Source organism: Novosphingobium clariflavum, assembly GCF_026420865.1.
Taxonomy (GTDB): Bacteria; Pseudomonadota; Alphaproteobacteria; order Sphingomonadales; family Sphingomonadaceae; genus Novosphingobium; species Novosphingobium clariflavum.
This window is the reverse complement of sequence record NZ_JAPCWC010000002.1, coordinates 121330-144264: the sequence shown is the minus strand read 5'-3', so window position 1 is coordinate 144264 and position 22935 is coordinate 121330. Positions and strand designations below refer to the sequence as shown.

Annotated in this window: 24 protein-coding genes; 15 read left to right on the top strand and 9 right to left on the bottom strand. The window is 65.6% G+C overall.

The window, feature by feature from the left end; translation table 11 throughout:
* Positions 1-49: 49 nt before the first annotated feature.
* Both atpA and OKA11_RS02960 read right to left on the bottom strand, forming a co-directional pair.
* The gene (atpA, locus tag OKA11_RS02965) at positions 50-1579 is read right to left on the bottom strand and encodes a F0F1 ATP synthase subunit alpha (RefSeq protein WP_142633321.1); all 1530 of its coding nucleotides are present in this window, start codon (positions 1577-1579) and stop codon (positions 50-52) included.
* A gap of 13 nt (positions 1580-1592) precedes the next feature.
* A complete protein-coding gene (locus OKA11_RS02960; protein ID WP_267218744.1) occupies positions 1593-2147 on the bottom strand; it encodes a F0F1 ATP synthase subunit delta in 555 nt (184 codons plus the stop codon).
* Between the two features lie 227 nt (positions 2148-2374).
* Between OKA11_RS02960 and OKA11_RS02955 the strand changes: the two genes are divergently transcribed.
* The gene (locus tag OKA11_RS02955; protein WP_267218743.1) at positions 2375-2854 is read left to right on the top strand and encodes a DUF1203 domain-containing protein; all 480 of its coding nucleotides are present in this window, start codon (positions 2375-2377) and stop codon (positions 2852-2854) included.
* Positions 2851-3918, top strand: a complete 1068-nt coding sequence (locus OKA11_RS02950; protein WP_267218742.1) for a bifunctional transcriptional activator/DNA repair enzyme AdaA — start codon at positions 2851-2853, stop codon at positions 3916-3918. Before OKA11_RS02955 ends, OKA11_RS02950 begins: the two co-directional genes overlap by 4 nt.
* Here OKA11_RS02950 and OKA11_RS02945 read toward each other — a convergent pair.
* A complete protein-coding gene (locus OKA11_RS02945) occupies positions 3903-6068 on the bottom strand; it encodes a primosomal protein N' (protein ID WP_267218741.1) in 2166 nt (721 codons plus the stop codon). The genes OKA11_RS02950 and OKA11_RS02945 overlap by 16 nt on opposite strands.
* 108 nt (positions 6069-6176) lie before the next feature.
* On the opposite strand from OKA11_RS02945, the gene OKA11_RS02940 reads away from it, so the two are divergent.
* From OKA11_RS02940 to cysS, 5 genes are all read left to right on the top strand, one after another.
* Entirely contained in the window at positions 6177-6851 is a 675-nt protein-coding gene (locus OKA11_RS02940) for a DUF4197 domain-containing protein (protein ID WP_267218740.1), read from the top strand.
* A gap of 115 nt (positions 6852-6966) precedes the next feature.
* Positions 6967-7617: a fructose-6-phosphate aldolase gene (gene fsa / locus OKA11_RS02935; RefSeq protein WP_267218739.1), complete on the top strand. Its 651-nt coding sequence runs from the start codon at positions 6967-6969 to the stop codon at positions 7615-7617.
* A 130-nt stretch (positions 7618-7747) separates the two neighbouring features.
* The gene (gene cobT, locus OKA11_RS02930; protein ID WP_267218738.1) at positions 7748-9562 is read left to right on the top strand and encodes a cobaltochelatase subunit CobT; all 1815 of its coding nucleotides are present in this window, start codon (positions 7748-7750) and stop codon (positions 9560-9562) included.
* 86 nt (positions 9563-9648) lie between these two features.
* Complete coding sequence (locus OKA11_RS02925) at positions 9649-10311, top strand: nitroreductase (RefSeq protein WP_267218737.1); 663 nt, start codon at positions 9649-9651, stop codon at positions 10309-10311.
* A 56-nt stretch (positions 10312-10367) separates the two neighbouring features.
* Positions 10368-11831, top strand: coding sequence for a cysteine--tRNA ligase (gene cysS, locus OKA11_RS02920; RefSeq protein ID WP_267218736.1), 1464 nt, complete (start codon positions 10368-10370; stop codon positions 11829-11831).
* On the opposite strand, the gene OKA11_RS02915 is transcribed toward cysS, so the two are convergent.
* Positions 11828-12544: a TonB-dependent receptor gene (locus OKA11_RS02915; RefSeq protein ID WP_267218735.1), complete on the bottom strand. Its 717-nt coding sequence runs from the start codon at positions 12542-12544 to the stop codon at positions 11828-11830. The genes cysS and OKA11_RS02915 overlap by 4 nt on opposite strands.
* A gap of 61 nt (positions 12545-12605) precedes the next feature.
* Between OKA11_RS02915 and OKA11_RS02910 the strand changes: the two genes are divergently transcribed.
* Positions 12606-13544 carry a D-2-hydroxyacid dehydrogenase gene (locus tag OKA11_RS02910; protein WP_267218734.1) on the top strand — a complete coding sequence of 313 codons (939 nt, stop codon included), beginning with the start codon at positions 12606-12608 and terminating at the stop codon, positions 13542-13544.
* A 51-nt stretch (positions 13545-13595) separates the two neighbouring features.
* On the opposite strand, the gene OKA11_RS02905 is transcribed toward OKA11_RS02910, so the two are convergent.
* A complete protein-coding gene (locus OKA11_RS02905) occupies positions 13596-14027 on the bottom strand; it encodes a hypothetical protein (protein WP_267218733.1) in 432 nt (143 codons plus the stop codon).
* The gene (locus OKA11_RS02900; protein WP_142637578.1) at positions 14017-14205 is read right to left on the bottom strand and encodes a hypothetical protein; all 189 of its coding nucleotides are present in this window, start codon (positions 14203-14205) and stop codon (positions 14017-14019) included. The genes OKA11_RS02905 and OKA11_RS02900 overlap by 11 nt, the downstream gene beginning before the upstream one ends.
* Before the next feature lie 101 nt (positions 14206-14306).
* Here OKA11_RS02900 and OKA11_RS02895 point away from each other — a divergent pair, with 101 nt between their 5' ends.
* The gene (locus OKA11_RS02895; protein ID WP_142633340.1) at positions 14307-14939 is read left to right on the top strand and encodes a S24 family peptidase; all 633 of its coding nucleotides are present in this window, start codon (positions 14307-14309) and stop codon (positions 14937-14939) included.
* Between the two features lie 41 nt (positions 14940-14980).
* Positions 14981-15664 carry an MBL fold metallo-hydrolase gene (locus OKA11_RS02890; protein ID WP_288803836.1) on the top strand — a complete coding sequence of 228 codons (684 nt, stop codon included), beginning with the start codon at positions 14981-14983 and terminating at the stop codon, positions 15662-15664.
* A gap of 77 nt (positions 15665-15741) precedes the next feature.
* Here the strand turns inward: OKA11_RS02890 and OKA11_RS02885 are convergent, their stop codons facing one another.
* Positions 15742-16134: an MAPEG family protein gene (locus tag OKA11_RS02885; RefSeq protein ID WP_267218732.1), complete on the bottom strand. Its 393-nt coding sequence runs from the start codon at positions 16132-16134 to the stop codon at positions 15742-15744.
* Between the two features lie 165 nt (positions 16135-16299).
* Between OKA11_RS02885 and rpmF the strand changes: the two genes are divergently transcribed.
* The 5 genes from rpmF to OKA11_RS02860 all read left to right on the top strand — a co-directional run bounded on the left by rpmF (position 16300) and on the right by OKA11_RS02860 (position 19420).
* Positions 16300-16479 carry a 50S ribosomal protein L32 gene (gene rpmF / locus OKA11_RS02880; protein ID WP_031342399.1) on the top strand — a complete coding sequence of 60 codons (180 nt, stop codon included), beginning with the start codon at positions 16300-16302 and terminating at the stop codon, positions 16477-16479.
* Positions 16480-16507: 28 nt separating this feature from the next.
* Positions 16508-17569, top strand: coding sequence for a phosphate acyltransferase PlsX (gene plsX, locus OKA11_RS02875; RefSeq protein ID WP_142633345.1), 1062 nt, complete (start codon positions 16508-16510; stop codon positions 17567-17569).
* A complete protein-coding gene (locus OKA11_RS02870; protein ID WP_267218731.1) occupies positions 17569-18540 on the top strand; it encodes a beta-ketoacyl-ACP synthase III in 972 nt (323 codons plus the stop codon). Before plsX ends, OKA11_RS02870 begins: the two co-directional genes overlap by 1 nt.
* 111 nt (positions 18541-18651) lie before the next feature.
* Positions 18652-18948, top strand: a complete 297-nt coding sequence (locus OKA11_RS02865; RefSeq protein WP_142633349.1) for an integration host factor subunit alpha — start codon at positions 18652-18654, stop codon at positions 18946-18948.
* Between the two features lie 43 nt (positions 18949-18991).
* Entirely contained in the window at positions 18992-19420 is a 429-nt protein-coding gene (locus tag OKA11_RS02860) for a MerR family transcriptional regulator (protein ID WP_267218730.1), read from the top strand.
* Positions 19421-19459: 39 nt separating this feature from the next.
* Here OKA11_RS02860 and OKA11_RS02855 read toward each other — a convergent pair whose 3' ends face one another.
* Complete coding sequence (locus OKA11_RS02855) at positions 19460-20005, bottom strand: SixA phosphatase family protein (RefSeq protein WP_267218729.1); 546 nt, start codon at positions 20003-20005, stop codon at positions 19460-19462.
* Positions 20006-20032: 27 nt separating this feature from the next.
* Positions 20033-22753, bottom strand: coding sequence for an ATP-dependent DNA helicase (locus OKA11_RS02850; RefSeq protein ID WP_267218728.1), 2721 nt, complete (start codon positions 22751-22753; stop codon positions 20033-20035).
* Positions 22754-22935 lie beyond the last annotated feature (182 nt).

Sequence of the window (22935 nt, the reverse complement as noted above, 5' to 3'; positions counted from 1 at the left end):
CCGTCCCGGCTGCCTTTGCAGGCAACCGGAACGGAGGATCAGGTCAATCTCAGGCGAACTGCTTGGCGAACGCGTCGAGCGCAGCCTTGGTCTTCGCCTTGGCTTCGTCGCCGAAGTCCTTGGTCGAACGGATCAGTTCCAGGACGTCGGCGTGCTTCTCGTGCATGAAGTCGAGCATTTCGGCTTCGTACTCGGTGACCTTCGAAACCGGCAGGCCGTCGAGGTAGCCGTTGGTGCCAGCGAAGATCGACACGGTCTGCTCTTCGAACTTCAGCGGCGAGAACTGCTTCTGCTTGAGCAGCTCGGTCAGGCGCGCACCGCGGTTGAGGAGCTTCTGGGTCGAGGCGTCGAGGTCCGAACCGAACTGGGCGAAGGCCGCCATTTCGCGGTACTGCGCGAGCTCGAGCTTGATCGAGCCGGCAACCTTCTTCATCGCCTTGGTCTGGGCCGAACCGCCGACGCGCGACACCGACAGACCGACGTTGATGGCCGGACGGATGCCCTGGTAGAACAGGCCGGTTTCAAGGAAGATCTGGCCGTCGGTGATCGAGATCACGTTGGTCGGAATGTAGGCCGAGACGTCACCCGCCTGGGTTTCGATGATCGGCAGCGCGGTGAGCGAGCCGTTGCCGTTTTCGTCATTCATCTTCGCGGCGCGCTCAAGCAGGCGGCTGTGGAGATAGAACACGTCGCCCGGGTAGGCTTCGCGGCCCGGAGGACGGCGCAGCAGCAGCGACATCTGGCGGTAGGCGACGGCCTGCTTGGAAAGGTCGTCGTACACGATCACGGCGTGCATCGCGTTGTCGCGGAAGAATTCGCCCATCGCGGCGCCGGTGTAGGGCGCGAGGTACTGCAGCGGAGCGGGCTCCGAAGCGGTTGCGGCGATGACGATGGAGTATTCCATCGCGCCGTTTTCTTCGAGCTGACGCACGATCTGCGCCACGGTCGAGCGCTTCTGGCCGACGGCGACGTAGATGCAGTAGAGCTTCTTGGACTCGTCGTCGCCTGCGTTCGCTTCCTTCTGGTTGATGAAGGTGTCGATGGCGACGGCGGTCTTGCCGGTCTGGCGGTCACCGATGATCAGCTCGCGCTGGCCGCGGCCGACGGGGACGAGGGCGTCGATCGCCTTGAGGCCGGTCTGCACGGGTTCGTGCACCGACTTGCGCGGGATGATGCCGGGAGCCTTGGCTTCGACGCGGGCGCGCTTTTCAGCGACGATCGGGCCCTTGCCGTCGATCGGGTTGCCGAGAGCGTCCACCACGCGGCCGAGCAGGCCCTTGCCGACGGGGACGTCGACGATGGTGTTGGTGCGCTTGACGCTGTCGCCTTCCTTGATCTCGGCGTCCGAGCCGAAGATCACGACGCCGACGTTGTCGGCTTCGAGGTTGAGGGCCATGCCCTGCACACCGTTGGCGAATTCGACCATTTCGCCGGCCTGGACCTTGTCGAGGCCGTGGATGCGGGCGATGCCGTCACCCACCGAGAGCACGGAACCGACTTCCGAAACCTGGGCTTCGGTGCCGAAATTGGCGATCTGGTCCTTGATGACCTTCGAGATTTCTGCGGCGCGGATGTCCATTGTGGTGCCTTTCTTAGCCCTTCATGGCCTGGGCGAGCGAATTGAGACGGGTGCGGATCGAGCTGTCGATGCGCTTGGAGCCGATGGTGACGACCAGGCCGCCGAGCAGATCGGCGTCAACGCTGGTCTTCACGCTGATCTTGCGGCCCTCGCGCAGTTCCAGCTTCTGGCGCAGCTCTTCGACCTGAGCGTCGTTGAGCGGGTGCGCGGTGGTGACTTCGGCAGTCGCCTCGCCGCGCTGGGCAGCGGCGATCGCGGCGAAGGCACGAATGATCTCGGGCAGCGCGGAAAGACGACGGTTAGCCGCCAGCACGCCGACGAAATTCTTCGTCAGGGGTGCCAGGCCAAGCACGTCGGCCACAGCCTCCATGGCCGCACCGGCCGCGTTGCGGCTGATTTCGGGATTGCGAATCAGGTCGGCGAGATCGCCGTTTTCCTTGATCGCAGCGCCGATACGCTCGAGGTCGCCCTCGACGCTCGTTACGACGCCGTTCTCGCTGGCAAGGTCAAACAGCGCCGAAGCGTAGCGCCCTTGCAAGCTGGCTTTGATGCCGCCGGAATTCTCCACGCGTGTCCTATCCTTACATCGGGTGGGCTGAGGCACTTGGGTACACGAATATAACGTGCCCCCCGGCCCGCAGACGGGGCGCGCATAGCGACGATAGTGTTACTATGCAAGGTGCGGGTGGCCACCTGGGGACAATGCCCAAAAAAGCGGTTTGAAAGCAAGGTGCGGGAAGCGGGGGCGGTGCAGGTGCTGCAGAACTTCGGCTGAAGCGTGGCAGGAGTGTGGCAGTGTCTTTTCGAATCGTTGGCCTGGAGGCAGATGATTTCGCCCCCTATTTCTTCATGAGTGACGCGGAACTGAGACGTTCCGGCGCACGAATGGTAGTCGCCGATGCGCATCCCGGCTTCCCGTGCCGTGTCAGCCTTGACGATGCGCGGCGCGGTGAGCGGGTTCTGCTGATCAATTTCACGAGCCACGATGTGGCGAATCCCTATCGAACCGCACATGCGATATATATTCGCGAGGGCGTGTCGCGGCCCGAACCGTGGATCGATCGGCTGCCGCCGGTGTTCGCCGGCCGGACGATGTCGCTGCGTGGATTTGATGATGAGGGCATGATAGTGCGGGCGCTGCTGGCTTGGCCGGGAGAGGTGGAGGCGGGGATCGCTGCGCTCTTTGCCGAACCGCGTGTGGCCTGCGTTCATGCGCACAACGCCGCCTATGGCTGTTTTGCGGCCCGGATCGAACGAGAGGGAGATGGCTTGTGACCCCGACGACCGCCCAAGCCGATCACGCCCACCTCGATGAGGAGCGGGCCTGGCAGGCCGTGATGGCGCGGGACAAGTCCTTCGACGGGCGCTTCGTTACCGGGGTTCTCTCCACCGGCATTTACTGCCGTCCGTCCTGTTCGGCGCGCCATCCCAAGCGGGAGAACGTGCGCTTCTTTGCGGAGGCCGGTGAGGCAGAACTCGCCGGGCTGCGGGCCTGCCTGCGATGCAGGCCCAATGAAGTTTCCCGCGACGATGAGGCGGTGAATCGGGCCCTGAAGATGCTGGACGCGGTGGGTGACGTCGCGCCGGGGCTTTCCGAACTGGCGGGGGCGGTCGGTTATAGCCCCACGCATTTCCAGCGTGTGTTCAAGCGGGCGGTGGGGCTTTCGCCCGCCGAATATGCCCGTGCGCGGCGCTTCGATCGTGCTGGTGAGGCGCTGAGCAGTGGTGCCAGCGTGACCGCGGCGATCTACGAAGCCGGTTTTGGTGCGGCGTCCCGGTTTTACGAGGGCAGCGACGATCGGATGGGCATGGTGCCTTCGGCTTGGCGTGGCGGCGGTGCAGGGGTGGTGATCCACTGGTCTGTCGTGCCGACCACGCTGGGGCCGATGCTGGTCGCCGCCACCGACAAGGGCGTATGCCGGTTGTCGTTCGGTGAGGGGCGCGAGGAACTCGCCGAGCGCTTCCCCAAGGCCGACCTGGTCGAAGGCGGCGAGGACTTCGCGCGGATCGCAAGGGATGTCGTCGCGGCCGTCGAGCAGCCGGGGCAATCGCGGGCGATCCCGCTCGACGTGCAGGGCACCGCGTTCCAGCAGGCGGTCTGGCGCGAATTGCAGCGGATTCCTGCCGGGGAGACGCGGACTTATGCGCAGATTGCCGCTGCCGTCGGCAGGCCCGGCGCGGTTCGGGCTGCGGGGTCGGCCAATGGCGCCAACAACGTGGCCGTGCTGATCCCTTGCCACCGCGTGATCCGCTCCGATGGATCGATCGGCGGCTATGCCTACGGCGAGGCGATCAAGCGCGAATTGCTTCGGCGTGAGAGCGCTCAGACGAAGCTGTAGGGGTCGACGTCGATATGGACGCGCACGCCGCGCGGGAACTGGAGCGGCTCCAGCCATTCGCGCAGCACCCGCTGCAGTTCGGCCGAGCGCTTTGCGTTGATCAACAAGCGAAAACGGTGGCGTCCGCGCAGCAGCGACAGCGGCGCGGGGGCAGGACCCAGCACCAGCATGTCGGGCAGATTTGGCGCGGTGCCGCCGATGGTGCGGGCGGCGGCCTTGGCCTCGGCCTGATCCTCCGATGACACGATGATCGCGGCCCAGCGCCCGAACGGAGGGGCATTGGCATCGCGCCGCGCCTCGATTTCGGCGGCGTAGAACGCATCGCGGTCGCCAGCGGCGAGCGCGGCGATGACCGAGGCTTCGGGGTGGCGCGTCTGGATCAGCACTTCGCCGGGTTTCTCGCCGCGCCCGGCGCGTCCGGCGACCTGGGCGACCTGCTGGTAGGTGCGTTCGGCTGCGCGCAAGTCCCCGCCTTCAAGACCGAGATCGGCATCGACCACGCCCACCAGCGTCAATTCCGGGAAGTGGTAGCCCTTGGTGACGAGTTGGGTGCCGACAATCACGTCGATCGCCTTGTTTTCCGCCTTGGCGACAAATTCGTTCATGGCCTCGGCGGTGTTCATCGTGTCCGAGGTCACCAGCGCAACGCGCGCTTCGGGCAGGATTTCGGCCACTTCGTCGGCAATGCGCTCAACGCCGGGGCCGCAGGCGACCAGGCAGTCGCCGGTGCCGCACTCAGGGCAGGCCTCGGGCACCGGCACTTCGTGGCCGCAGTGATGGCAGGCCAGGCGCTGGGAGAAGCGGTGTTCCACCAGCCATGCCGTGCAGTTGGGGCACTGGAAGCGGTAGCCGCAGTGGCGGCACAGCGTCAGCGGCGCATAGCCGCGCCGATTGAGGAACAGTAGCGATTGCTCGCCGCGTGCCAGGCGCGCCTTCATTTCCTCGACCAGGCGGGGGGCCAGCCATTTGCCGCGTTCGGGTGCTTCCTGGCGCAAGTCGACGATCTGGATGTCGGGCAATTGCGCGCCGCCGAAACGGGCAGGGAGGTCGATCTTGCGGTAGACCCCGGCTTCGGCGAGCTGCATTGTCTCGAGCGCGGGCGTCGCGCTGGCCAGGATGACCGGAAACGCCTCGAACTTGGCGCGCATGACGGCCACGTCGCGGGCGTTGTAGCGTACGCCGTCGTCCTGCTTGAACGAGATTTCGTGGGCTTCGTCGACGATGATCAGGCCAAGATGGGCGTAAGGCAGAAACAGGGCAGAACGTGCCCCTACGACGACCTGAGCGTCCCCTAGAACGATGGAGCGCCATGCACGGCGGCGTTCGCTGGACTTGAGCGAGGAGTGCCAGAGGATCGGCGACACCCCGAAGCGATGTTCGAAGCGGCGAAGGAAGTTTTCGGTGAGCGCGATCTCCGGCAGCAGCACCAGCACCTGCCTATTCAGGCGCAGCGCTTCGGCCACAGCCTCGAAGTAGGTTTCGGTCTTGCCCGATCCGGTGACCCCGTCGAGCAGGAACGGCGCGAACCTGGGGGTGCGGACGGCTTCGACGAAGACATCCGCGGCGGCCTGTTGTCCCTCCGACAGTTCCGGGACCGCGAATCCCGGATCGGCGCGCGGATAGGGGCGGTCGAGATCGACCGTGACCGGCTCCAGCAATCCCGCGCCGACCATGCCGCGCAGCACGCCGTCGGACACCGAGGCCAGCTCCGCCAGTTCCTTGATCGAGGCCTGCTCGCCCTGCAGTGCATCCAGCGCTGCGGCGCGCTGCGGTGTGAGGCGTGCCGGTTCCATGCCGGTCAGCCTGTACTCGGTGGTGGTCCCGCCGCCGCGCAGCGCCGCCATGGAGCCGAGTGCCATGCGGGCCACCGAGGCCAGCGGGGCGCAGTAATAGTCCGCCGTCCACTCGATCAGCCGTCGGAGCCGCTCGGGGATGGGCGGGACCGGCAGGACTTCCAGAATCGGGCGCAATTTGCTTTCGGGCACTTCTTGCGCGCTCAGGCGTTCCGCCTCCCAGACGATCCCCAGAACCTGACGGGGGCCGAGCGGCGCGATCACCACGGATCCGTGTTCGACGGGCTTGCCTTCGGGCACGCGGTAGTCGAGCACGCCCAGCGCGGCATTGAAGACAAGGATTCGAATGCGTTTCATCTGAAATGCATATAGGCATCGGAGTAAGGTCGCGTGAAGGACATGATGATGGTGAATTGGGGATCGCCGGACCTGGCGGACGGACATGACGGTGCAAGGCAGGGGCGCATGATCGAGCGCCGGGCCCTGCTGGGCGGCTTCGCGCTGCTGGGGGCCTTTGCCGTTTCCGGCTGCGCCACGACGGGCCTGCGCCGAGCTTTCACCAGCGATGCCGAGCCGGTGCGCCGCCTGATGCGGCTGTCCTCGGAGCGTGCCTTCACCTGGCTGGTGCAGCCGGATGGGTTCTGGACCAGCCCGGTTGCGCGCATTCCGCTGCCGGTGCTGTTCACCCGCACCGGTGCGACCAATTCGCGCAAGCTGCGCTCGGCCGACTTCAGGATGAAGTTGCAGCGCCAGCTCAACACCATCGCCAGCCAGAGCGCGGTGGTGGCAGCGCCGCTGGTCGCTCAGGCCGCGAAGCAAGTCGCGATTCCAGACCCCGCCGAAGTGCTGGGCGGTGGCCGCACCGCGGCAACCACGTTGCTGCGCAAGGCGATGGGCCCGGCGCTGGTCAATGCCATGCTGCCGGACATGGAGCGGGCGATGCAGCAGACCGGTGATCCCACGCTGGGTGAGGCGATCGCCGCGCTGAAAGGGGTGACGATCACCGATGCCGCCCATGCCCTGGCGCTCGAGGCGGACAATGCCATCTGGTACGAGATCGGCTCGGCCGAGGCGGCCATCCGGCAGGATCCGGCACCGACGGGCGACAGCCTGCTGATCGCCACCTTCAAGGCGGCCTGATCGTTCGGCCGTTCGGCGGGGTATCCAGCACGGCGCTCTGTGCCTATAGGGGGCGCCAGAATCGACCCTCGGGCCGTGGGCCTGAGGGGCGTGATGCCATTACAGGAACCCCGCCATGAAGTTCTTCGTCGACACCGCCGACACTGCCGAAATCGCCGAGCTGGCCGCTACCGGCCTGCTTGACGGCGTTACCACCAACCCCTCGCTGATTGCCAAGTCCGGCCGTGACTTCATCGAAGTCACCAAGGAAATCTGCGGCCTTACCGATGGTCCGGTCAGCGCCGAAGTCGTCGCGCTCGACCACGCCGGCATGATGCGCGAGGCCGAAATCCTGCGCAAGATCGCCGACAACGTCTGCATCAAGGTGCCGCTCACCTTCGACGGCCTCAAGACCTGCAAGGCGCTGACCAGCGAAGGCACCATGGTCAACGTCACCCTGTGCTTCTCGGCCAACCAGGCGCTGCTCGCCGCCAAGGCGGGCGCCTCGTTCATCTCGCCCTTCGTCGGTCGTCATGACGACAACGGCTTCGATGGCATGGACCTGATCCGCGACATCCGCCTGATCTACGACAACTACGCCTTCGAGACCGAGATCCTCGCCGCCTCGATCCGCCACCCGGTTCACGTCCTCGAATGCGCCCGCATCGGCGCCGACGTCGCGACGATGCCGCCGGCGGTCATCAAGAACCTGGTCAAGCATGTCCTCACCGACAAGGGCATCGAAGGCTTCATGGCCGACTGGGCCAAGACCGGCCAGAGCCTCTGATCCGTCTTCGGGAAAATGCCCCTTGGGGCGTTTTCCGGACAGGATTTCGAACCCCGGAAGCGCATCGCGCCTCCGGGGTTTTCCATTCCAGCGGCTTGCGCCCGCGCGGCTATGCCGCCATTGAGCGGTCATGTCCGATGAAACACCTGTCGACCGCTTCAAGCTTGCACTGACCGGCGCTTCGCGCGCCATTGCCGGCGATGCCGAAGTCGAGGTCAACTGGACCGCCGATGCCCCCAGTGCGACCGGGGGCACCTTCCGCATCCCGATGCCGGGCCGCTCCGTACCGCGCGCAGCCGCGATGCAGGCGCGCGGCTATGCCGACAGCTTTGCGCTCAAGCTGCGCCACCACAACGAGGCGCTGCACCGCCGCCATGCCCCGTCGGAGCCTTCGGCGCGCGCCTGCTACGACGCGGTGGAGATGGTCCGCTACGAGGCGCTGGGCGCCAATGCCTATGCCGGTATGCGCGACAATCTCGATGCCTCGCTGGAAGCACGCATCGCCAGCGACCCGATTACCCGCGCCGATGCCCCCGACAAGGTCCCGGTGCCGACCGCGCTGGCGCTGCTGCTGCGCGAACGGCTGACCGGCCAGCCCGTGCCCGAAGCGGCGCAGGACGGCGTGCAGATGGTTCGCCGCTGGATCGAAGCAAAGGCGGGCGAGGATTTCGACGCGCTCGCCGGCCTGCTGGAGGACCAGAAGGCCTTCCAGAAGCTCTCGCTCGACATGCTCGCCCACCTCGAAATGACGCAGGCCGACGAGGTCGACCTGCCGCCCGAGGACGCCGACGAGATGGACGGCGACGAGCAGACCGAGGAAGACGAGAGCGGCGATGAAAGCGGGCGCGAGGAGCAGCCTGCCGAAGCTGCCGCCGAACCCTCCAGGGGCGAGGACCAGGGGGAGGCCGAGGCCGAGGGCGAAAACCCGGCGGACATGGACGAGGGCCAGGAAGGCGACGAGGGCGAGGAGGGCATGCTGCCGGTCCGCCCGAACCGCCCCTGGACCGACATTCCGGAGAGCTTCGACTATCAGGTCTTCACCGAGGCCTATGACGAAGTGGTCGGCGCTGCGGACCTGTGCGACGAAGAGGAACTGACCCGCCTGCGCGCCTATCTCGACGCGCAGCTCAAGGGGCTTCAGGGCATCGTCACGCGGCTGGCCAATCGCCTCCAGCGCCGCCTCATGGCGCAGCAGAACCGCTCGTGGGACTTCGATCAGGAAGAGGGCATGCTCGATGCCGCGCGGCTGGCCCGCGTGGTCGTCTCGCCCGGCCAGTCGCTGTCCTACAAGATCGAGCGCGATGTCGAGTTCAAGGACACCGTCGTCACCCTGCTGCTGGACAATTCGGGCTCCATGCGCGGGCGGCCGATCTCGATCGCGGCGATCAGTGCGGACGTGCTGGCGCGCACGCTGGAACGCTGCGGCGTGAAGGTCGAGATCCTCGGCTTCACCACCCGCGCGTGGAAGGGCGGGCAGAGCCGCGAGGCATGGCTGGCCAGTGGCCGTCCTGCCCATCCGGGCCGCCTCAACGACTTGCGCCACATCGTCTACAAGAAGGCCGACGAGCCCTGGCGCCGCGCACGCAAGAACCTCGGCCTGATGATGCGCGAAGGCCTGCTGAAAGAGAACATCGACGGCGAGGCGCTGCTCTGGGCGCACAACCGCATGTTGGCCCGGCAGGAAGATCGCCGCATCCTGATGGTGATCTCCGACGGGGCGCCGGTGGACGATTCGACTCTCTCGGTGAACTCGGCGGGGTACCTCGAGGCGCACTTGCGCCGGGTGATCGAATGGATCGAGGCGAAAAGCCCGGTCCAGCTCGTCGCCATCGGCATCGGCCACGACGTCACCCGCTACTATCGCCGCGCCGTCACCATCATGGATGCCGAGCAGCTGGGCGGCACGATGATCGAGCAGCTGGCGGGGCTGTTCGAGGAAGAGTGATTTTTCTACCGCTTGGTATTGAATCTGCTCCGACCGGTCCCAAGTTCGGCGGCGGTTTGCAAATCGCCGCCAACGAAGGGATTTTCATGAACGTTACCGATGCCGTCCTCAGCCGCCGCTCGATCCGCGCCTTCAGCGATGAGCCGGTGAGCCTCGACGTGCTGCGCCGCGTGCTCGACAAGGCGCGCATGGCGCCTTCGGGCTGCAACTTCCAGCCCTGGGAAGCGACCGTGCTGACCGGTGAGCCGCTCAAGGCGCTGCAGGCCAAGATGCTGGCCAGCCAGCCGCAGGATCCCGAGGAATACAACTGGTCCGCGCCGATGCAGTCGCCCCGCCACGCCGCGCGGCTGCAGGAACTGGGCGGTCTCATGTACGGCGCCATGGGCATCGCGCGGGACGACGCGGCAGGGCGCCAGGCCTTCATGAACCAGAACGTCACCTCGTTCGGCGCGCCGGTGCTGCTGGTCTGCTATTTCGAGCGTTTCATGGAATCGCCGCAGTGGTCGGACGTGGGCATGTGGCTGCAGACGATCATGCTGCTGCTGCGCGAGGAGGGGCTCGATTCCTGCCCTCAGGAGTGGATGGGCCTCTATGCCCGGCTCATCAAGGACCACATCGGTGTGTCGGACGAGACGCACCTGCTGTTCTGCGGGCTCTCCATCGGCAAGCGGCTGGATACGGCCGTGAACACCTTCGATCGCCCGCGCGTGGCGCTCGACGAGCAGGTGAAGTTCGTCGGTTTCGAATGAGTGCAATGCCGGGCGTGGCTTGACTGCGCCCGGCACCTGCCTAATTGCCCTGCGTCATGACCGAGACGCAAAGCCTGACGCTGTTCAACAGCCTGACCCGCCAGCTGGAGCCGTTCCAGCCCGTCCACGCCGGCGAGGCGCGGGTCTATACGTGCGGGCCGACGGTCTACAACTATCCCCACATCGGCAATATGCGCGCCTATGTCTTTGCGGACATTCTCGGCCGGACGCTCAGCCATGCGGGCTACAAGCTCACCCACGTCATTAACATCACCGACGTCGGCCACCTGACCGACGATGCCGATGCCGGTGAGGACAAGATGGAGAAGATGGCGAGGGCGCAGGCCCAGTCCATCTGGGACATCGCCGAACATTACACCCAGGCCTATTGGGCCGACATCAAGGCGCTGAACATCCGTCAGCCGGCCAAGTGGTCGATCGCGACGGACTACATCCCGCAGATGATCGCATTTGCCGAGAAGATCGCGCCAAGGCACTGCTACGAACTGGAAAGCGGCCTCTACTTCGACGTGTCCACCGTCGCTGATTACGGGCGTCTTGCGCGCGCTGTCACGGACGAGGGTGAAGGGCGCATCGAGGCGGTAGAGGGCAAGCGCAATGCCGCCGACTTCGCGATCTGGCGCAAGACGCCTGCGGGCGAGAAGCGCCAGATGGAATGGGATTCGCCGTGGGGCAGGGGCGCTCCCGGCTGGCATCTCGAATGCTCGGTCATGTCGGGCGACCTGCTCGGCTTCCCGTTCGACATCCACACCGGCGGCATCGATCACCGCGAGATCCACCACCCCAACGAGATCGCCCAGAACCAGGCGTTCTGCTGCCGGCCCGAAGATGCCTGCGGCCTCGATGTGCCCGCAAATTCGGGCGCCAAGGTATGGATGCATAACAATTTTCTTGTCGAGCGGTCGGGCAAGATGAGCAAGTCCTCTGGCGAATTCCTGCGCCTGCAGCTGCTCATCGACAAGGGCTACCACCCGCTTGGCTACCGCATGATGTGCCTGCAGGCGCATTACCGTTCGGAGCTGGAGTTCTCGTGGGAGGGCCTTGCCGCCGCGCTCGTGCGCCTGAAGCGCATGATCATGGTGGTGGAGCGTCTGGGCGACGTGGAAGCCGGCGATCCCAATCACCCGAAGCTCGCGCCGATGCTCGAAACGTTCGAGAAGGCCATTCGTGACGATCTCAACACCGCCGTCGCGCTGACGGCGCTCGAGGATGTGCTGGCCGCCAAGAAGGTCGATGTGAGTGCCAAGCGGGCCGCCGTCGAGCGTATGGATGCCGTGCTCGGGCTCGACCTGTTCGGCACCGGCCGCGCCGACCTGCGTATCCGCCCCAAGGCCGCCGCAATCACCGAGGCCGAGATCGAGGACGTGCTCGCCCGCCGCAAGGCTGCGCGGGCGGAGAAGGACTTCGCCAACTCCGACGCGCTGCGCGATGAACTCGCGGCCAAGGGCGTGGAGGCGATGGACGGCGATCCGCTCGGCTGGGAATGGAAGCTTGCCTAGCCGACCGGCACGACTTTGAGCTTGTAGGGCAAGAAGAGCAGCACTTCGGAAAGGCCGGCGCGCGCCCATTCGACCGGGCATTGCAGACCTTCGATTTCCACGCCGTAGCCATTGCCGAGCCGGCTCGCCATGCCCCTGGCATCGGCGGCGATGGCATCGGCGATCTGGCCGCGATACTGATCCGGGGCGACGATCGAGAGGGTCAGGTCGTCGCTCTGGCTCATCAGCGCGCGGCCGACGGGCTCTACCGATTTCACGAAACGCGTGATCGCGGCCTGTGCGCCCTGGGCGTCCATCGTGCCGGTCAGCGGTACTTTCGCGAGAAAGCTGGTGCGCTGGCTGTCGGGCCGGGAATCGTTGCGCAGCGTCAGATTGCGGTAGTTCTGGGCGGTGAGCGGCTGGAGCGTGCGTTCGCCGTAGGCCAGTTGCACCCCGGCGCGCGGCGCGGCGGCGATAGCGCTGCGAATCATGTCGTAGATCTCGCTCTCGCGCTGGGCCTTGTCGCGGCTGTCGCCCGATACGGTGACTTCGACGATGGCAAAGTCGGCCTTTCGGCGCAGCCCCACCGCGGGCATCGTCGCGGAATAGTCCTCGGCATCGCGGCGCGCGGCGGTGACCACGACTTCCTGCGATCCTTCGTCCTGCGCTATTGCACCGAGCGGGACCAGCGTGCCGAGAAACGCAACCGCATATGCCCATTGCCGTCTTGCCATGTCGGCTTCCCCTGCCAATTTCACTCTTCTTCAAGTTGTTATGTCTGTCCGGAGCCTGTCAATGACCATCGTCCTCATCTCCGCGCAGTTCCGCCCCGGTCTTGAGGGGCGCTTGCCTGCGGGGGTCGAGGCGCGCTGGTACAGCGATGGCGGTGAGCTTCTTGCCATGGTGGAACAGGCGGATGCGGTCTGGCTGCACCAGATCGACGGCCCGACCGCGCGCGAGGCGGTGGCGCGGGGAACACGGCTCAAGTGGTGTAACGTGCTGTCTTCGGGCGTCGACTGGCTGCCGCTCGACCTGCTGTGCGAACGGGGCATCACGCTGACCAACGGCGGGGGCATCCACGCGCAGTCGGTTGCCGAGTTCACCGTCATGGGCATGCTGACGATGGCCAAGGGCTGGCGCGAGGTCGTGCGCGCGCAGGACCGTCACGAGTGGCTGGCCGAGCCTCCGGGCAAGCGCGAACTGCTCGATTCGCAGGTGCTGGTGATCGGCGCCGGTGAGATCGGCAGCCGCATCGCCGAAATTCTGCGTGCCTTCGGCGCGCACGTGACCGGCGTTCGCCGTCGTCCGGGGCCGGGGGAGCTGGGCGCGGAGGAGTGGCGCGGCGTGCTGGGGCGGTTCGACTGGGTGATCCTGATCGTGCCCTCGACGCCGGACACATACCGCATGTTCGGTCCGGCGGAGTTTGCGGCGATGAAGCCGGGGGCGGCACTGGTCAATTTCGCGCGCGGCACCGTGGTCGATCAGGAGGCGCTGCTGGCATCGATCGATTCGGGGCATCTGGGCGGCGCGTTCCTCGATGTCACCGATCCCGAGCCGCTGCCCGCCGATCACCCGCTATGGTCACGCGAGAATGTCCATATCTCGATGCATCTGTCGGGGCGGGCGCAGGATCTGCTGTTCACGCGCGGCGAGAAGCGCTTTCTTGCCAATGCCGAGCGGTTCGTTGCGGGTGAACCGCTTGGCCATGTCGTCGATCCGGGGCTGGGATATTGATCTAAGCCAGCGTCGAGCGTGGCTTCTTGCAGGTTGGTATGAGGCGGCGGCTCAGCAGTCGTCGAGCAGCAGCAGTTCCACTTCCACCGTCATGCGCGCGGGCGGGCCTGCCGCATGGTCGACCGCGGCGATGGCGGCATCTGCGACGATTCGCCCCGGCACGGTGAATTCGTGATCGGGCAGGGCGGCGATCAGTGCCTCGCCCTCGACGATGGCATCCACGCCCTCGAATGCCAGCGCAATGGTGTGGCGCGAACCGGAGAAGGTGGCGCTGCTCCACGGCCGTTCGGCGTGATGGAGGAATTCCACCTGCTTGCCCGCCAGCAGCAGGACTTCCGAAAGCAGGAGCAGCCAGGGGCCGCGCGGCCTGCCGGCGCCATCGCCCAGCGCGCTGCGGGCGGTTTCGAGCATGGAGCGGAACGCGCCGGCGTCGCGGGCGTGGTTACGGCCAGCTTCGCGATGGGCGGCGAAATTAGTGCGCATGGAGGCTCTCCAGATAGTTGTTCATGAAATGTTCGACGCGTTTCACGGTGCCGGCGCGAGGATTGCGGCCGTTGCGCAAGTCCGCGACGAATCGCGGGTCGTGGGTCGCCAGGCGACCGAACTTGGTCCACGGCATTTCCGTCAGGCGCAGAAAGCGCTCGATCTGGCGCAGTAGCATCGTGTGAAAGCTCCGGTTTTGGATGTTTTCGTAATGTTCCGGGAATTTCGGCATCCAAATCCTACTTGTCTAGGAAATTTCCTTCGGTTACGGATTACATTATGGAAACCCCGGACCCCCGCTCCCGCCTGCTGCAACTCGCCGATGCCCGAGGGGTAAGCCTTTCGTCGCTCTCCCGGATGATCGGTAAAAATGCCAGCTATCTCCAGCAATTCATCAAGAAGGGCAGCCCGCGAAAGCTGGAGGAGCAGGACCGCAGCCTGCTGGCGCGGTTCTTTGGTGTGGATGAGGTGGAGCTGGGCAAGGGTGGAGAAAAATCCTACGATTTGACCGGATGGGTCGATGTGCCCCGGCTGGCCGTCGGCGCGTCTGCCGGGCCGGGTGCCCATGCGGGGGAGGAGGAGACGTTCGGCACCTTGCGCTTCACTGCGCGGTGGCTGCGTTCGCTCGGGCTGCGGCCCGATGCGCTCTCCGCGATCAGCGTGACCGGCGATTCGATGGAGCCGACGCTGCGTCATGGTGACGAGATCCTTGTCGACCGCGATTGGCAGCCGCTGCGCGACGGCATTCATGTCGTGCGTCTGGACGATGCCGTGCTGGTCAAGCGGCTGGAACCGGTCGGCGCCGGGCGGATCGCCCTGCTCAGCGACAATCCGGCCTACCGGGTGATCGAATGCGGGCTCGACGATGTGGTGGTGATCGGGCGAGTCGTCTGGAAGGGCGGGCGCATCTAGCGCAGTTGCATTCAGGGCGGCTTGCGGCCATCTCCTGCGGCATGACCGAAACTGCCGACGAACGTCCGATGCGGGTGGGGATCATTCCTGTCACGCCGCTCCAGCAGAATTGCACGCTCCTGTGGTGCACCCGGACGATGCGCGGTGCCTTTGTCGATCCCGGGGGGGACTTGCCCAAGCTGCGTCAGGCGCTGGAAAAGACCGGGGTGACGCTGGAGAAGATTCTCGTCACCCATGGCCATCTCGACCACTGCGGCATGGCGGGTGTGTTTGCCAAGGAAATGGGCGTGCCGATTGAAGGCCCGCACGAGGAGGACCGGTTCTGGATCGCGCAGCTTAATGACGACGGTCCGCGCTGGAACATGGAAGCGCATACTTTCGAGCCTGATCGTTGGCTCGAGAATGGCGATAAGGTGACGGTGGGCGAGCTGGAACTCGATGTGGTCCATTGTCCCGGGCACACGCCGGGTCACGTGATCTTCCACCATGCGCCGAGCAAGTTCGCGATGGTGGGCGATGTCCTGTTCCAGGGCGGAATCGGTCGCTGGGACTTCCCGCGCGGGAACCTCGAGGATCTCGTCAACTCGATCACCACCGGGCTCTGGCCGCTCGGCGATGATGTGACGTTTGTGCCGGGACACGGTCCGATCAGCACCTTTGGTGAAGAGCGCCGGACGAATCCCTATGTCGGTGATGCGGCGTTGGAGCGCGGTCTGCCGGCGTGATCTTTACCGTGGATTAAATGAAAAAGGGCGCCGGTCCGACCGGCGCCCTTTTTGTTTGCCTGCCATGCGCGGCGGGATCAGAAGCGGCCCAGCGCGATCAGCACGGCCATCACCGAAAGCCCCAGCAGCGTGAGCACGGTGACCAGGACGCCGGCCATGCGAAGCGGATTGGGCTTGGGGATGTCCATGCCCAGGCCATGCGAAACGCGTCCCAGCATGAAGACTGCACCGACGATGGCGAGCCAGGGGCCCGCCTTTCCGGTCATTTCGATGGCGGCCACGAGGATCAGCACGAAGGGCGTGCTTTCCACGAAATTGAGCTGGGCGCGCATGCGGCGCGACAGCAGGTCGTGACCGCCGTCACCGAAAAGGACCTTATCGCGCATGCGCAGCTGACCGATACGTGCTATGTGCCAGAAAGTGATGACGGCCGCTGCCGCCGCAAGGCACAGCGTGGTTTGAAGAATCATGGGTTCGTTTTCCCCTTTGTCGATTTCGCGTTCTTGCTGCGGGGACGAACGGGTTGCAACTGGTGAGAAATCGGTTATAGGCGCGCCTTCGCAAGCCGCCGGTCCGCGAAAACGGTTCCCGGCGGCCTTTTTGACATTAATCCAGTTTCAGGAACAGGTGCCGAAATGGCTGTCCCTAAAAGAAAGACCACCCCGTCCCGCCGTGGCATGCGCCGCAGCCATGATGCGCTGAAGGTCGAAGCTTTCCACGAGTGCCCGAACTGTGGCGAACTCAAGCGTCCGCACAACCTGTGCAACGCTTGCGGTCACTACAACGGTCGCGAAATCGTCGCGGTCGAAGTCTAAGACCAAAGACGAGTTTCGGAGAAAAAGCATGAGTCTGCCGCGTATCGCTATCGATGCGATGGGCGGCGACGAAGGTGTGCGCGTCATGATCGAGGGCGCCGCACTTGCGCGCCGTCGCCATGATCAGTTCAAGTTCCTGCTGGTGGGGGACGAGCCGCGGATCAAATCCGCACTTGAGGCTCATCCCAACCTCAGGGCCAGCTCCGAAATCCTGCATACCGAAGGCGTCATCAGCGGTGAGGACAAGCCCAGCCAGGCCTTGCGCCGGGCCAAGGGTACCTCGATGGGGCGCGCTATCGAGGCGGTGAAGGCGGGTGACGCCGGAGCCGCCGTCAGCGCCGGTAATACCGGCGCGCTGATGGCGATCGCCAAGCTCTCGCTGCGCACGATGCCCGGTATCGACCGGCCCGCGCTTGCCGCCTTGCTGCCGACGCTGGAAGACCATGACCTCGTCATGCTCGACCTTGGCGCCAATGCGGAATGCGATGCGCGCAATCTCGTGCAGTTCGCGATCATGGGTGCTGCCTATGCCCGCGTTGCCACGGGGCGCGAGCAGCCGCGCGTGCGTCTGCTCAATATCGGCACCGAGGAAACCAAGGGCACCGAAATGCTGCGCGATGCGGCAGCGATGCTCAAGGCTTCCGCCGCCGACCTGTCGATGTCCTTCGACGGTTTTACTGAGGCCGACAAGCTGGGCCGCGGCGACATGGATGTCGTCGTGACCGACGGTTTCTCGGGCAATGTCGCGCTGAAGGCGGTGGAGGGTACGGCCCGTTTCGTCGCCGACCTGCTGCGTCGGGGCTTCACCAGTTCGCTGCGCTCTAAGATCGGGTTCCTGATCTCGAAGCCGGCCACCGAACTGCTCAAGCACCATCTCGATCCCAATAATCATAACGGCGCAGTTTTCCTGGGTCTCAACGGTATCGTGGTGAAAAGCCATGGCGGCGCCAATGCCGCCGGTGTCGCCAATGCCGTCGCGGTGACTGCGCGACTCCTGGAGGAAAATGTGACCGAGCGGATTTCCGCCGACCTCGCCCGCATGGGTGGGACGTCCCTGCGCAAGACGCGCGTCCAGGAAGAGCGCGCCTGATGCGGCGTTCGGTCATCGTCGGCACGGGCTCTGCCCTGCCGCGCCGCGCGGTCAGCAACGCAGAACTGGCAGAGAAGGTCGATACCAGCGACGAATGGATCGTCGAGCGTACCGGCATCTCCAACCGTCATATCGCCGATGCCGACGAGACGACGTCGAGCCTTGCCACCGACGCCGCCCGCAAGGCGATCGAGGCGGCCGGCATCGACGCCGCGTCGATCGACCTCATCGTGCTGGCAACGGCCACTCCGGACCAGACCTTCCCGGCCACCGCCACGATCGTTCAGGCGAATCTTGGCTGCCGCGGCGGTATCGCCTTTGACGTGGCGGCAGTCTGTTCGGGTTTCCTCTACGCGGTCGGTGTTGCCGATTCGATGCTGCGTTCGGGCATGGCCCAGCGCGCGCTGGTGATCGGTTCGGAAACTTTCAGCCGGATTCTCGACTGGGAAGACCGCACGACTTGCGTGCTCTTCGGCGACGGCGCGGGCGCGATCGTGCTCGAGGCGCAGGAGCAGGAAGAGGGCGAGGAGCCGCGCGGTGTGCTCGCTACCCGTCTCCATGCCGATGGCGCGCATAACCAGCTTCTGTTCGTCGATGGCGGACCGTCGACGACGGGAACCGTTGGCAAGCTGCGCATGAAAGGCCGCGAAGTGTTCCGTCACGCGGTGACGAATCTCGCCGAAGTGCTTGAGGAAGTGCTGGCCGAAACCGGTCACACCGCGCAGGACATCGACTGGCTGGTGCCGCATCAGGCCAATGCCCGCATTCTCGATGCGACCGCGCGCAAGCTCAATCTTCCCGCCGAAAAGGTGGTGATGACGGTCTCCCAGCACGCCAATACCTCTGCTGCATCGGTGCCGCTGGCGCTCGATCAGGCGGTGCGGGACGGCCGAATCGTGAAGGGCGACCTGGTCGTGCTGGAAGCGATGGGCGGCGGCTTCACCTGGGGCGCCAGCCTGATCCGGATGTAGTTCCGTTGAGCCTGTTTCAAATCGGCGCAGTCTCCTGCGTCGAGCATTGCTTTTCCCTCATTTTTTCATATGATCGTCATGGGGGTTCGGGCTCGAAGGGGATGTGGTGTTATGCGCTCCACGGAAACATTGACGAGAGCTGAGATCGCGGAAGCCATCCATCGCCGGTTGGGCCTGTCACGGGCAGAATCGCTTGGTATGGTCGAAGCCATTCTTCAGCATATGTCCAACGCATTGACCGATGGGGAGAACGTCAAGATCTCCGGTTTCGGTACGTTTTTGTTGCGGGACAAGGGTGAACGTATCGGCCGAAATCCCAAGACAGGGATTGAGGTGCCCATCACGCCGCGTCGGGTGATGACGTTCCGTGCTAGCCAGATGCTCAAGGATCGCATCGCGCAAGTCTGACCATGGCCGCTCTGGGGGCGGTGGCCCGTAAGGAGCGAATTTCATGTCTCAGAATCCGGATCGCGATCCGGTGTCGCAAGCGCCGCTTTCTCGTTTTGACGATGGGAAGGCGGCGGACGCGCTGCGCACGATTGGCGAGGTGACCAAGGCTCTGGGCGTGCGCCAGCACGTGCTGCGGTATTGGGAAGAGCAGTTTCCGGCGCTTCAGCCGATCAAGCGCGCGGGTGGACGCCGCTATTATCGGCCGGAAGATGTTGCTTTGATTGCCGAAATTGACCGTTTGGTGCACCGCGAGGGCTATACCCTGCGGGGTGCCCGGCAGGCGCTGGAAGGTGGAAGCGTACCGGAAGCGACGGCGCTGCAGGCGGCTCCGGCGGCAGAGCCGGCGTCGCTGGTGGCGGATATTTCGCCCGAACGTCTCGCGCGGCTGCGCGCCATCCGCGACAAGCTGGCAGCGGCCCTGGCCGCCTGACTTCGCCTTTGTCCTGATCCGCGCGGCGGCTGCTGCCGATCAGAATTCGATCTGCGGCCCCAGTTCGGGGTCCAGGTCGCGCGGGCGGGTGAGGTGCACCAGTCGGCCGCAGCCGTCGGTAATCTCGCTCCAGGATGCGATGTCCAGTTCGATCACTGCAAAGGCGGCGGTCGGAAACTTCTCCTCGACCATGTCGCGCATCGGGCTCGATCTGTCGTCGGGCACGAGGTCGAAGATCAGGTCTTCGAGGCCCGGATTGTGGCCGACCAGCATGAGGGTGCCGGGATCGGTGGTCTGCTCGCGCAGCACATCCATGAGAATGGCCGAGCTGGCCAGATAGAGGCGGCGGTCCCAGGTGATCGCCGGCGATTCGCCAGCGGCTTCCTCGGCCAGTTCGATCGTCTGCGCGGCGCGCACCGCCGGAGAGGCGAGGATACGGTTCCATCTCACCGCATGGTCACGGATGTGCAGGCCCATCAAGGCTGCGCCCTTGCGTCCGCGCTTGTTCAGCGGGCGGTCGAAATCCCGCAGGCGGGCGTCGTTCCAGTCCGATTTGGCGTGCCTGAAAATGCCGAGAGTTTTCATGCGGGGATCAAGCTCACACTGAACGGGTCAAACCGGCGGGCGGGCGTGATTGCCGTCCTTGACGGTTTCCCCTGAAACACTTGCGGCCACGCGATGCAAGGCTTCTTCCAGTGAAATCCGATGAACCGGCGTGCCCTTCGGGAACGCGCTCAGGAGGCGCGATGGAAAGGCGGAGGATAGAACGACAAAATGGCCGCGGTCGCCCTTGCTGCGGATCAGGCGGCCGAAGGCCTGCGCCAGCTTGGCGCGGATCAGGCCGTCGTCGTAGGACGAGCCGCCCCCGGCCAGCCGCCGCGCACGGTGCAGGATGGTCGGCCGCGGCCATGGCACTTGCTCCATGACGACAAGCCGCAGCGAATGGCCGGGCACGTCCACCCCGTCGCGCAGGGCATCGGTGCCCAGCAGCGAGGCGGCGGGATCGTCGCGGAAGATGTCGACCAGCGTGCCGGTGTCGATCGGATCGACATGCTGGGCATAGAGCGGCAGGCCGCCGCGCGCGAGACGGTCGGCAATGCGTCCATGCACGGCGCGCAGGCGGCGGATCGCGGTGAACAGGCCCAGCACGCCGCCGCCCGAGGCTTCGATCAACCGGCCATAGGCGCCGGCGAGCGCCGGGATGTCGCCACGCGGGATGTCGTTGACGATCAGCACTTCGGCCTGCTCGGCATAGTCGAAGGGGCTGAGATGTTCGGAGAGTTTCGGCGTGACTTCGATATAGGGCACGCCCGATCGCTTGATCGCCTTTTCCCAGCCTTCGCCGTCGCGCAGCGTGGCCGAGGTCATGACCACGCCGTGGGCCGGTTCCAGCACGACACTGGCGAACGGCTTCATCGGATCGAGCCAGTGGCGGTGGATACCGATATCGTATTCGCGCGCGTCGGACCGGTCGACCGCCAGCCAGTCCACATACTCGGGATCGGCGGGGCCGCTGAGCCGGGCCAGCATCGTTTCCCATGCCGAGAGCAGGTCGATCCGCCAGCCAAGCGATTGGCGGGCGCCTTCGATACGGGCGCGGCCGGGACCGTCGAGCCAGTCTGGCCCGTCCTCGAGCAGGGCCTCGAGCCGCAGGCCGAGCCGCATCAGTGGCTGCCGCAGTTCGCTCAGTGCCTCGCGCGCGGCTTCGGCGCGTTCGACGAATGCACCGTCGAGGCCCGCGGCTTCGGTTTCGAGGCCGTAGCCCGCTTCCTGCCCGCCGCTCTCGTCGCGGGCGTAGACGGTGGCGCGGGCGGCGGCGAACAGCTCTTCCAGCGGACCGGAAGGGGCTCCGTCGACGATGCGTTGCATCCAGCTGTCGCCGGGCAGGGACTCGGCGGCGGCGCAGGCGGCGGTGATGGCCTTGGCCCCGGCCTCGTCATAACTGGCGACGTCGGCAAGGCGGGCGGAGAGGCCGCGGCGGCGGCCGCGCGCGTTCTTTTCGGGGCCGATCACCCAGCGCCGCAGTTCGATGGCCTCGGCGCCGGTGAGCGCTGCGGCAAAGGTTGAATCGGCGGCATCGAAGACGTGATGGCCTTCGTCGAATACCACGCGGGTCGGCCGCGCGGCCTGATCGCGTCCGCGTGCGGCGTTGATCATGACCAGCGCATGGTTGCCGATCACGAGGTCGGCGCCGACGCTGGCACGGGTGGCGCGCTCGATGAAGCATTTGCGGAAATGCGGGCAGCCGGCATAGACGCATTCGCCGCGCCGGTCGGTGAGGGCGGTGATGCCGCGCTGGCGGAACAGGGTGCCGAGCCAGCCCGGCAGGTCGCCGCCGATCATGTCGCCATCCTGCGAATAGGCGGCCCAGCGCGCGACGAGCTGCGCCATGATCGCCGCGCGTCCGGCAAAGCCGCCTTGCAGCGCGTCTTCGAGGTTCAGCAGGCAAAGGTAGTTCTCGCGGCCCTTGCGCACGACCACGGGCTGGCTGCCGTCCGGACGATACTCGGGCCAGGCGCGGCGGCTTTCCTTGCGCAGCTGCCGCTGCAGCGCCTTGGTATACGTCGAGACCCAGACGGTGCCGCCCGATTCCTGCGCCCAGAGCGAGGCCGGAGCGAGATAGCCAAGGGTCTTGCCGATGCCGGTTCCGGCCTGTGCCAGCACCACATGCGGGCGGCCGCGTGCCTCGCGCGGGGCAAAGGCATAGGCGGCCTCGGCGGCATAGGCCTGCTGGGTGGGGCGCTGTTCGGCGTTGCTGCCGGTGAGTTCGGCCAGTCGCCGCAGCACGGCATCGCCTTCGAGCACGATCTGGCGGGGCTGCGGCAGTTCGGGCGTCTCTTCCCATTCCGGCAGGCGGGTGAACAGCCAGCGTTCGGCTCGCTCCGGCTTGCGGATGTGCGCGCCAAGCAGGTTGGCCCAGGGCCAGCGCATGCGCACGAGTGACTGGAGGCCGGTCCACGCGCCTTCACGTTCGGCCCATTGGTCGCTTTCGCAGGTTTCCAGCAGCGCCCCGGCGGCCTCCTGCAGCAGTTTGGGCACATCGGCATCGCCCTTGGGTTCATCGAGCCCCAGGGCATGGGCAAGCCCCTTTGCGGTGGGGACGACAAAGCGGGCAGGGTGCACGAAGGCAAACAGTTCCAGCAGGTCGAGTCCGGACAGATCGGGGTAGCCGAGTCGGGTGGCGACGAGCGGGGCGTTGAGGATCAGCAGCGGCGTGTCGGCGGCTGCGGTGACTGCTTCGCCTTTGGAAACAGGGCGAGTCGTGCCGGAACCCTCGCGCAGCCAGGAACCTGCGTGGCTGGCATGAAGGGCGGGGATGGAGAGGGCGGCCATTGCCCCGTCTTAGGCACGGCAGAACGAAAAGGGAAACCCGGCAATGCCGGGTTTTGGCGGAAACCCGAGGTTCCACAGTGCTTCCGCATAAAAAATACATCAAGATACATTTTAGAGTCTTGTGGCGTGCGATTTAAAATATATCTTGAGGCCATCATGAAGATGGAAAACGAGAAGAGAAC

What these genes read in the sequence shown, in the direction of transcription:
- atpA (WP_142633321.1), bottom strand. Translation starts at nt 1,579, where the DNA reads ATGGACATCCGCGCCGCAGAAATCTCGAAGGTCATCAAGGACCAGATC.
- OKA11_RS02945 (WP_267218741.1), bottom strand. Translation starts at nt 6,068, where the DNA reads ATGAAACGCATTCGAATCCTTGTCTTCAATGCCGCGCTGGGCGTGCTC.
- OKA11_RS02940 (WP_267218740.1), top strand. Translation starts at nt 6,177, where the DNA reads ATGATCGAGCGCCGGGCCCTGCTGGGCGGCTTCGCGCTGCTGGGGGCC.
- fsa (WP_267218739.1), top strand. Translation starts at nt 6,967, where the DNA reads ATGAAGTTCTTCGTCGACACCGCCGACACTGCCGAAATCGCCGAGCTG.
- cobT (WP_267218738.1), top strand. Translation starts at nt 7,748, where the DNA reads ATGTCCGATGAAACACCTGTCGACCGCTTCAAGCTTGCACTGACCGGC.
- OKA11_RS02925 (WP_267218737.1), top strand. Translation starts at nt 9,649, where the DNA reads ATGAACGTTACCGATGCCGTCCTCAGCCGCCGCTCGATCCGCGCCTTC.
- cysS (WP_267218736.1), top strand. Translation starts at nt 10,368, where the DNA reads ATGACCGAGACGCAAAGCCTGACGCTGTTCAACAGCCTGACCCGCCAG.
- OKA11_RS02915 (WP_267218735.1), bottom strand. Translation starts at nt 12,544, where the DNA reads ATGGCAAGACGGCAATGGGCATATGCGGTTGCGTTTCTCGGCACGCTG.
- OKA11_RS02910 (WP_267218734.1), top strand. Translation starts at nt 12,606, where the DNA reads ATGACCATCGTCCTCATCTCCGCGCAGTTCCGCCCCGGTCTTGAGGGG.
- OKA11_RS02905 (WP_267218733.1), bottom strand. Translation starts at nt 14,027, where the DNA reads ATGCGCACTAATTTCGCCGCCCATCGCGAAGCTGGCCGTAACCACGCC.
- OKA11_RS02900 (WP_142637578.1), bottom strand. Translation starts at nt 14,205, where the DNA reads ATGCTACTGCGCCAGATCGAGCGCTTTCTGCGCCTGACGGAAATGCCG.
- OKA11_RS02895 (WP_142633340.1), top strand. Translation starts at nt 14,307, where the DNA reads ATGGAAACCCCGGACCCCCGCTCCCGCCTGCTGCAACTCGCCGATGCC.
- OKA11_RS02890 (WP_288803836.1), top strand. Translation starts at nt 14,981, where the DNA reads ATGACCGAAACTGCCGACGAACGTCCGATGCGGGTGGGGATCATTCCT.
- OKA11_RS02885 (WP_267218732.1), bottom strand. Translation starts at nt 16,134, where the DNA reads ATGATTCTTCAAACCACGCTGTGCCTTGCGGCGGCAGCGGCCGTCATC.
- rpmF (WP_031342399.1), top strand. Translation starts at nt 16,300, where the DNA reads ATGGCTGTCCCTAAAAGAAAGACCACCCCGTCCCGCCGTGGCATGCGC.
- plsX (WP_142633345.1), top strand. Translation starts at nt 16,508, where the DNA reads ATGAGTCTGCCGCGTATCGCTATCGATGCGATGGGCGGCGACGAAGGT.
- OKA11_RS02870 (WP_267218731.1), top strand. Translation starts at nt 17,569, where the DNA reads ATGCGGCGTTCGGTCATCGTCGGCACGGGCTCTGCCCTGCCGCGCCGC.
- OKA11_RS02865 (WP_142633349.1), top strand. Translation starts at nt 18,652, where the DNA reads ATGCGCTCCACGGAAACATTGACGAGAGCTGAGATCGCGGAAGCCATC.
- OKA11_RS02860 (WP_267218730.1), top strand. Translation starts at nt 18,992, where the DNA reads ATGTCTCAGAATCCGGATCGCGATCCGGTGTCGCAAGCGCCGCTTTCT.
- OKA11_RS02855 (WP_267218729.1), bottom strand. Translation starts at nt 20,005, where the DNA reads ATGAAAACTCTCGGCATTTTCAGGCACGCCAAATCGGACTGGAACGAC.
- OKA11_RS02850 (WP_267218728.1), bottom strand. Translation starts at nt 22,753, where the DNA reads ATGGCCGCCCTCTCCATCCCCGCCCTTCATGCCAGCCACGCAGGTTCC.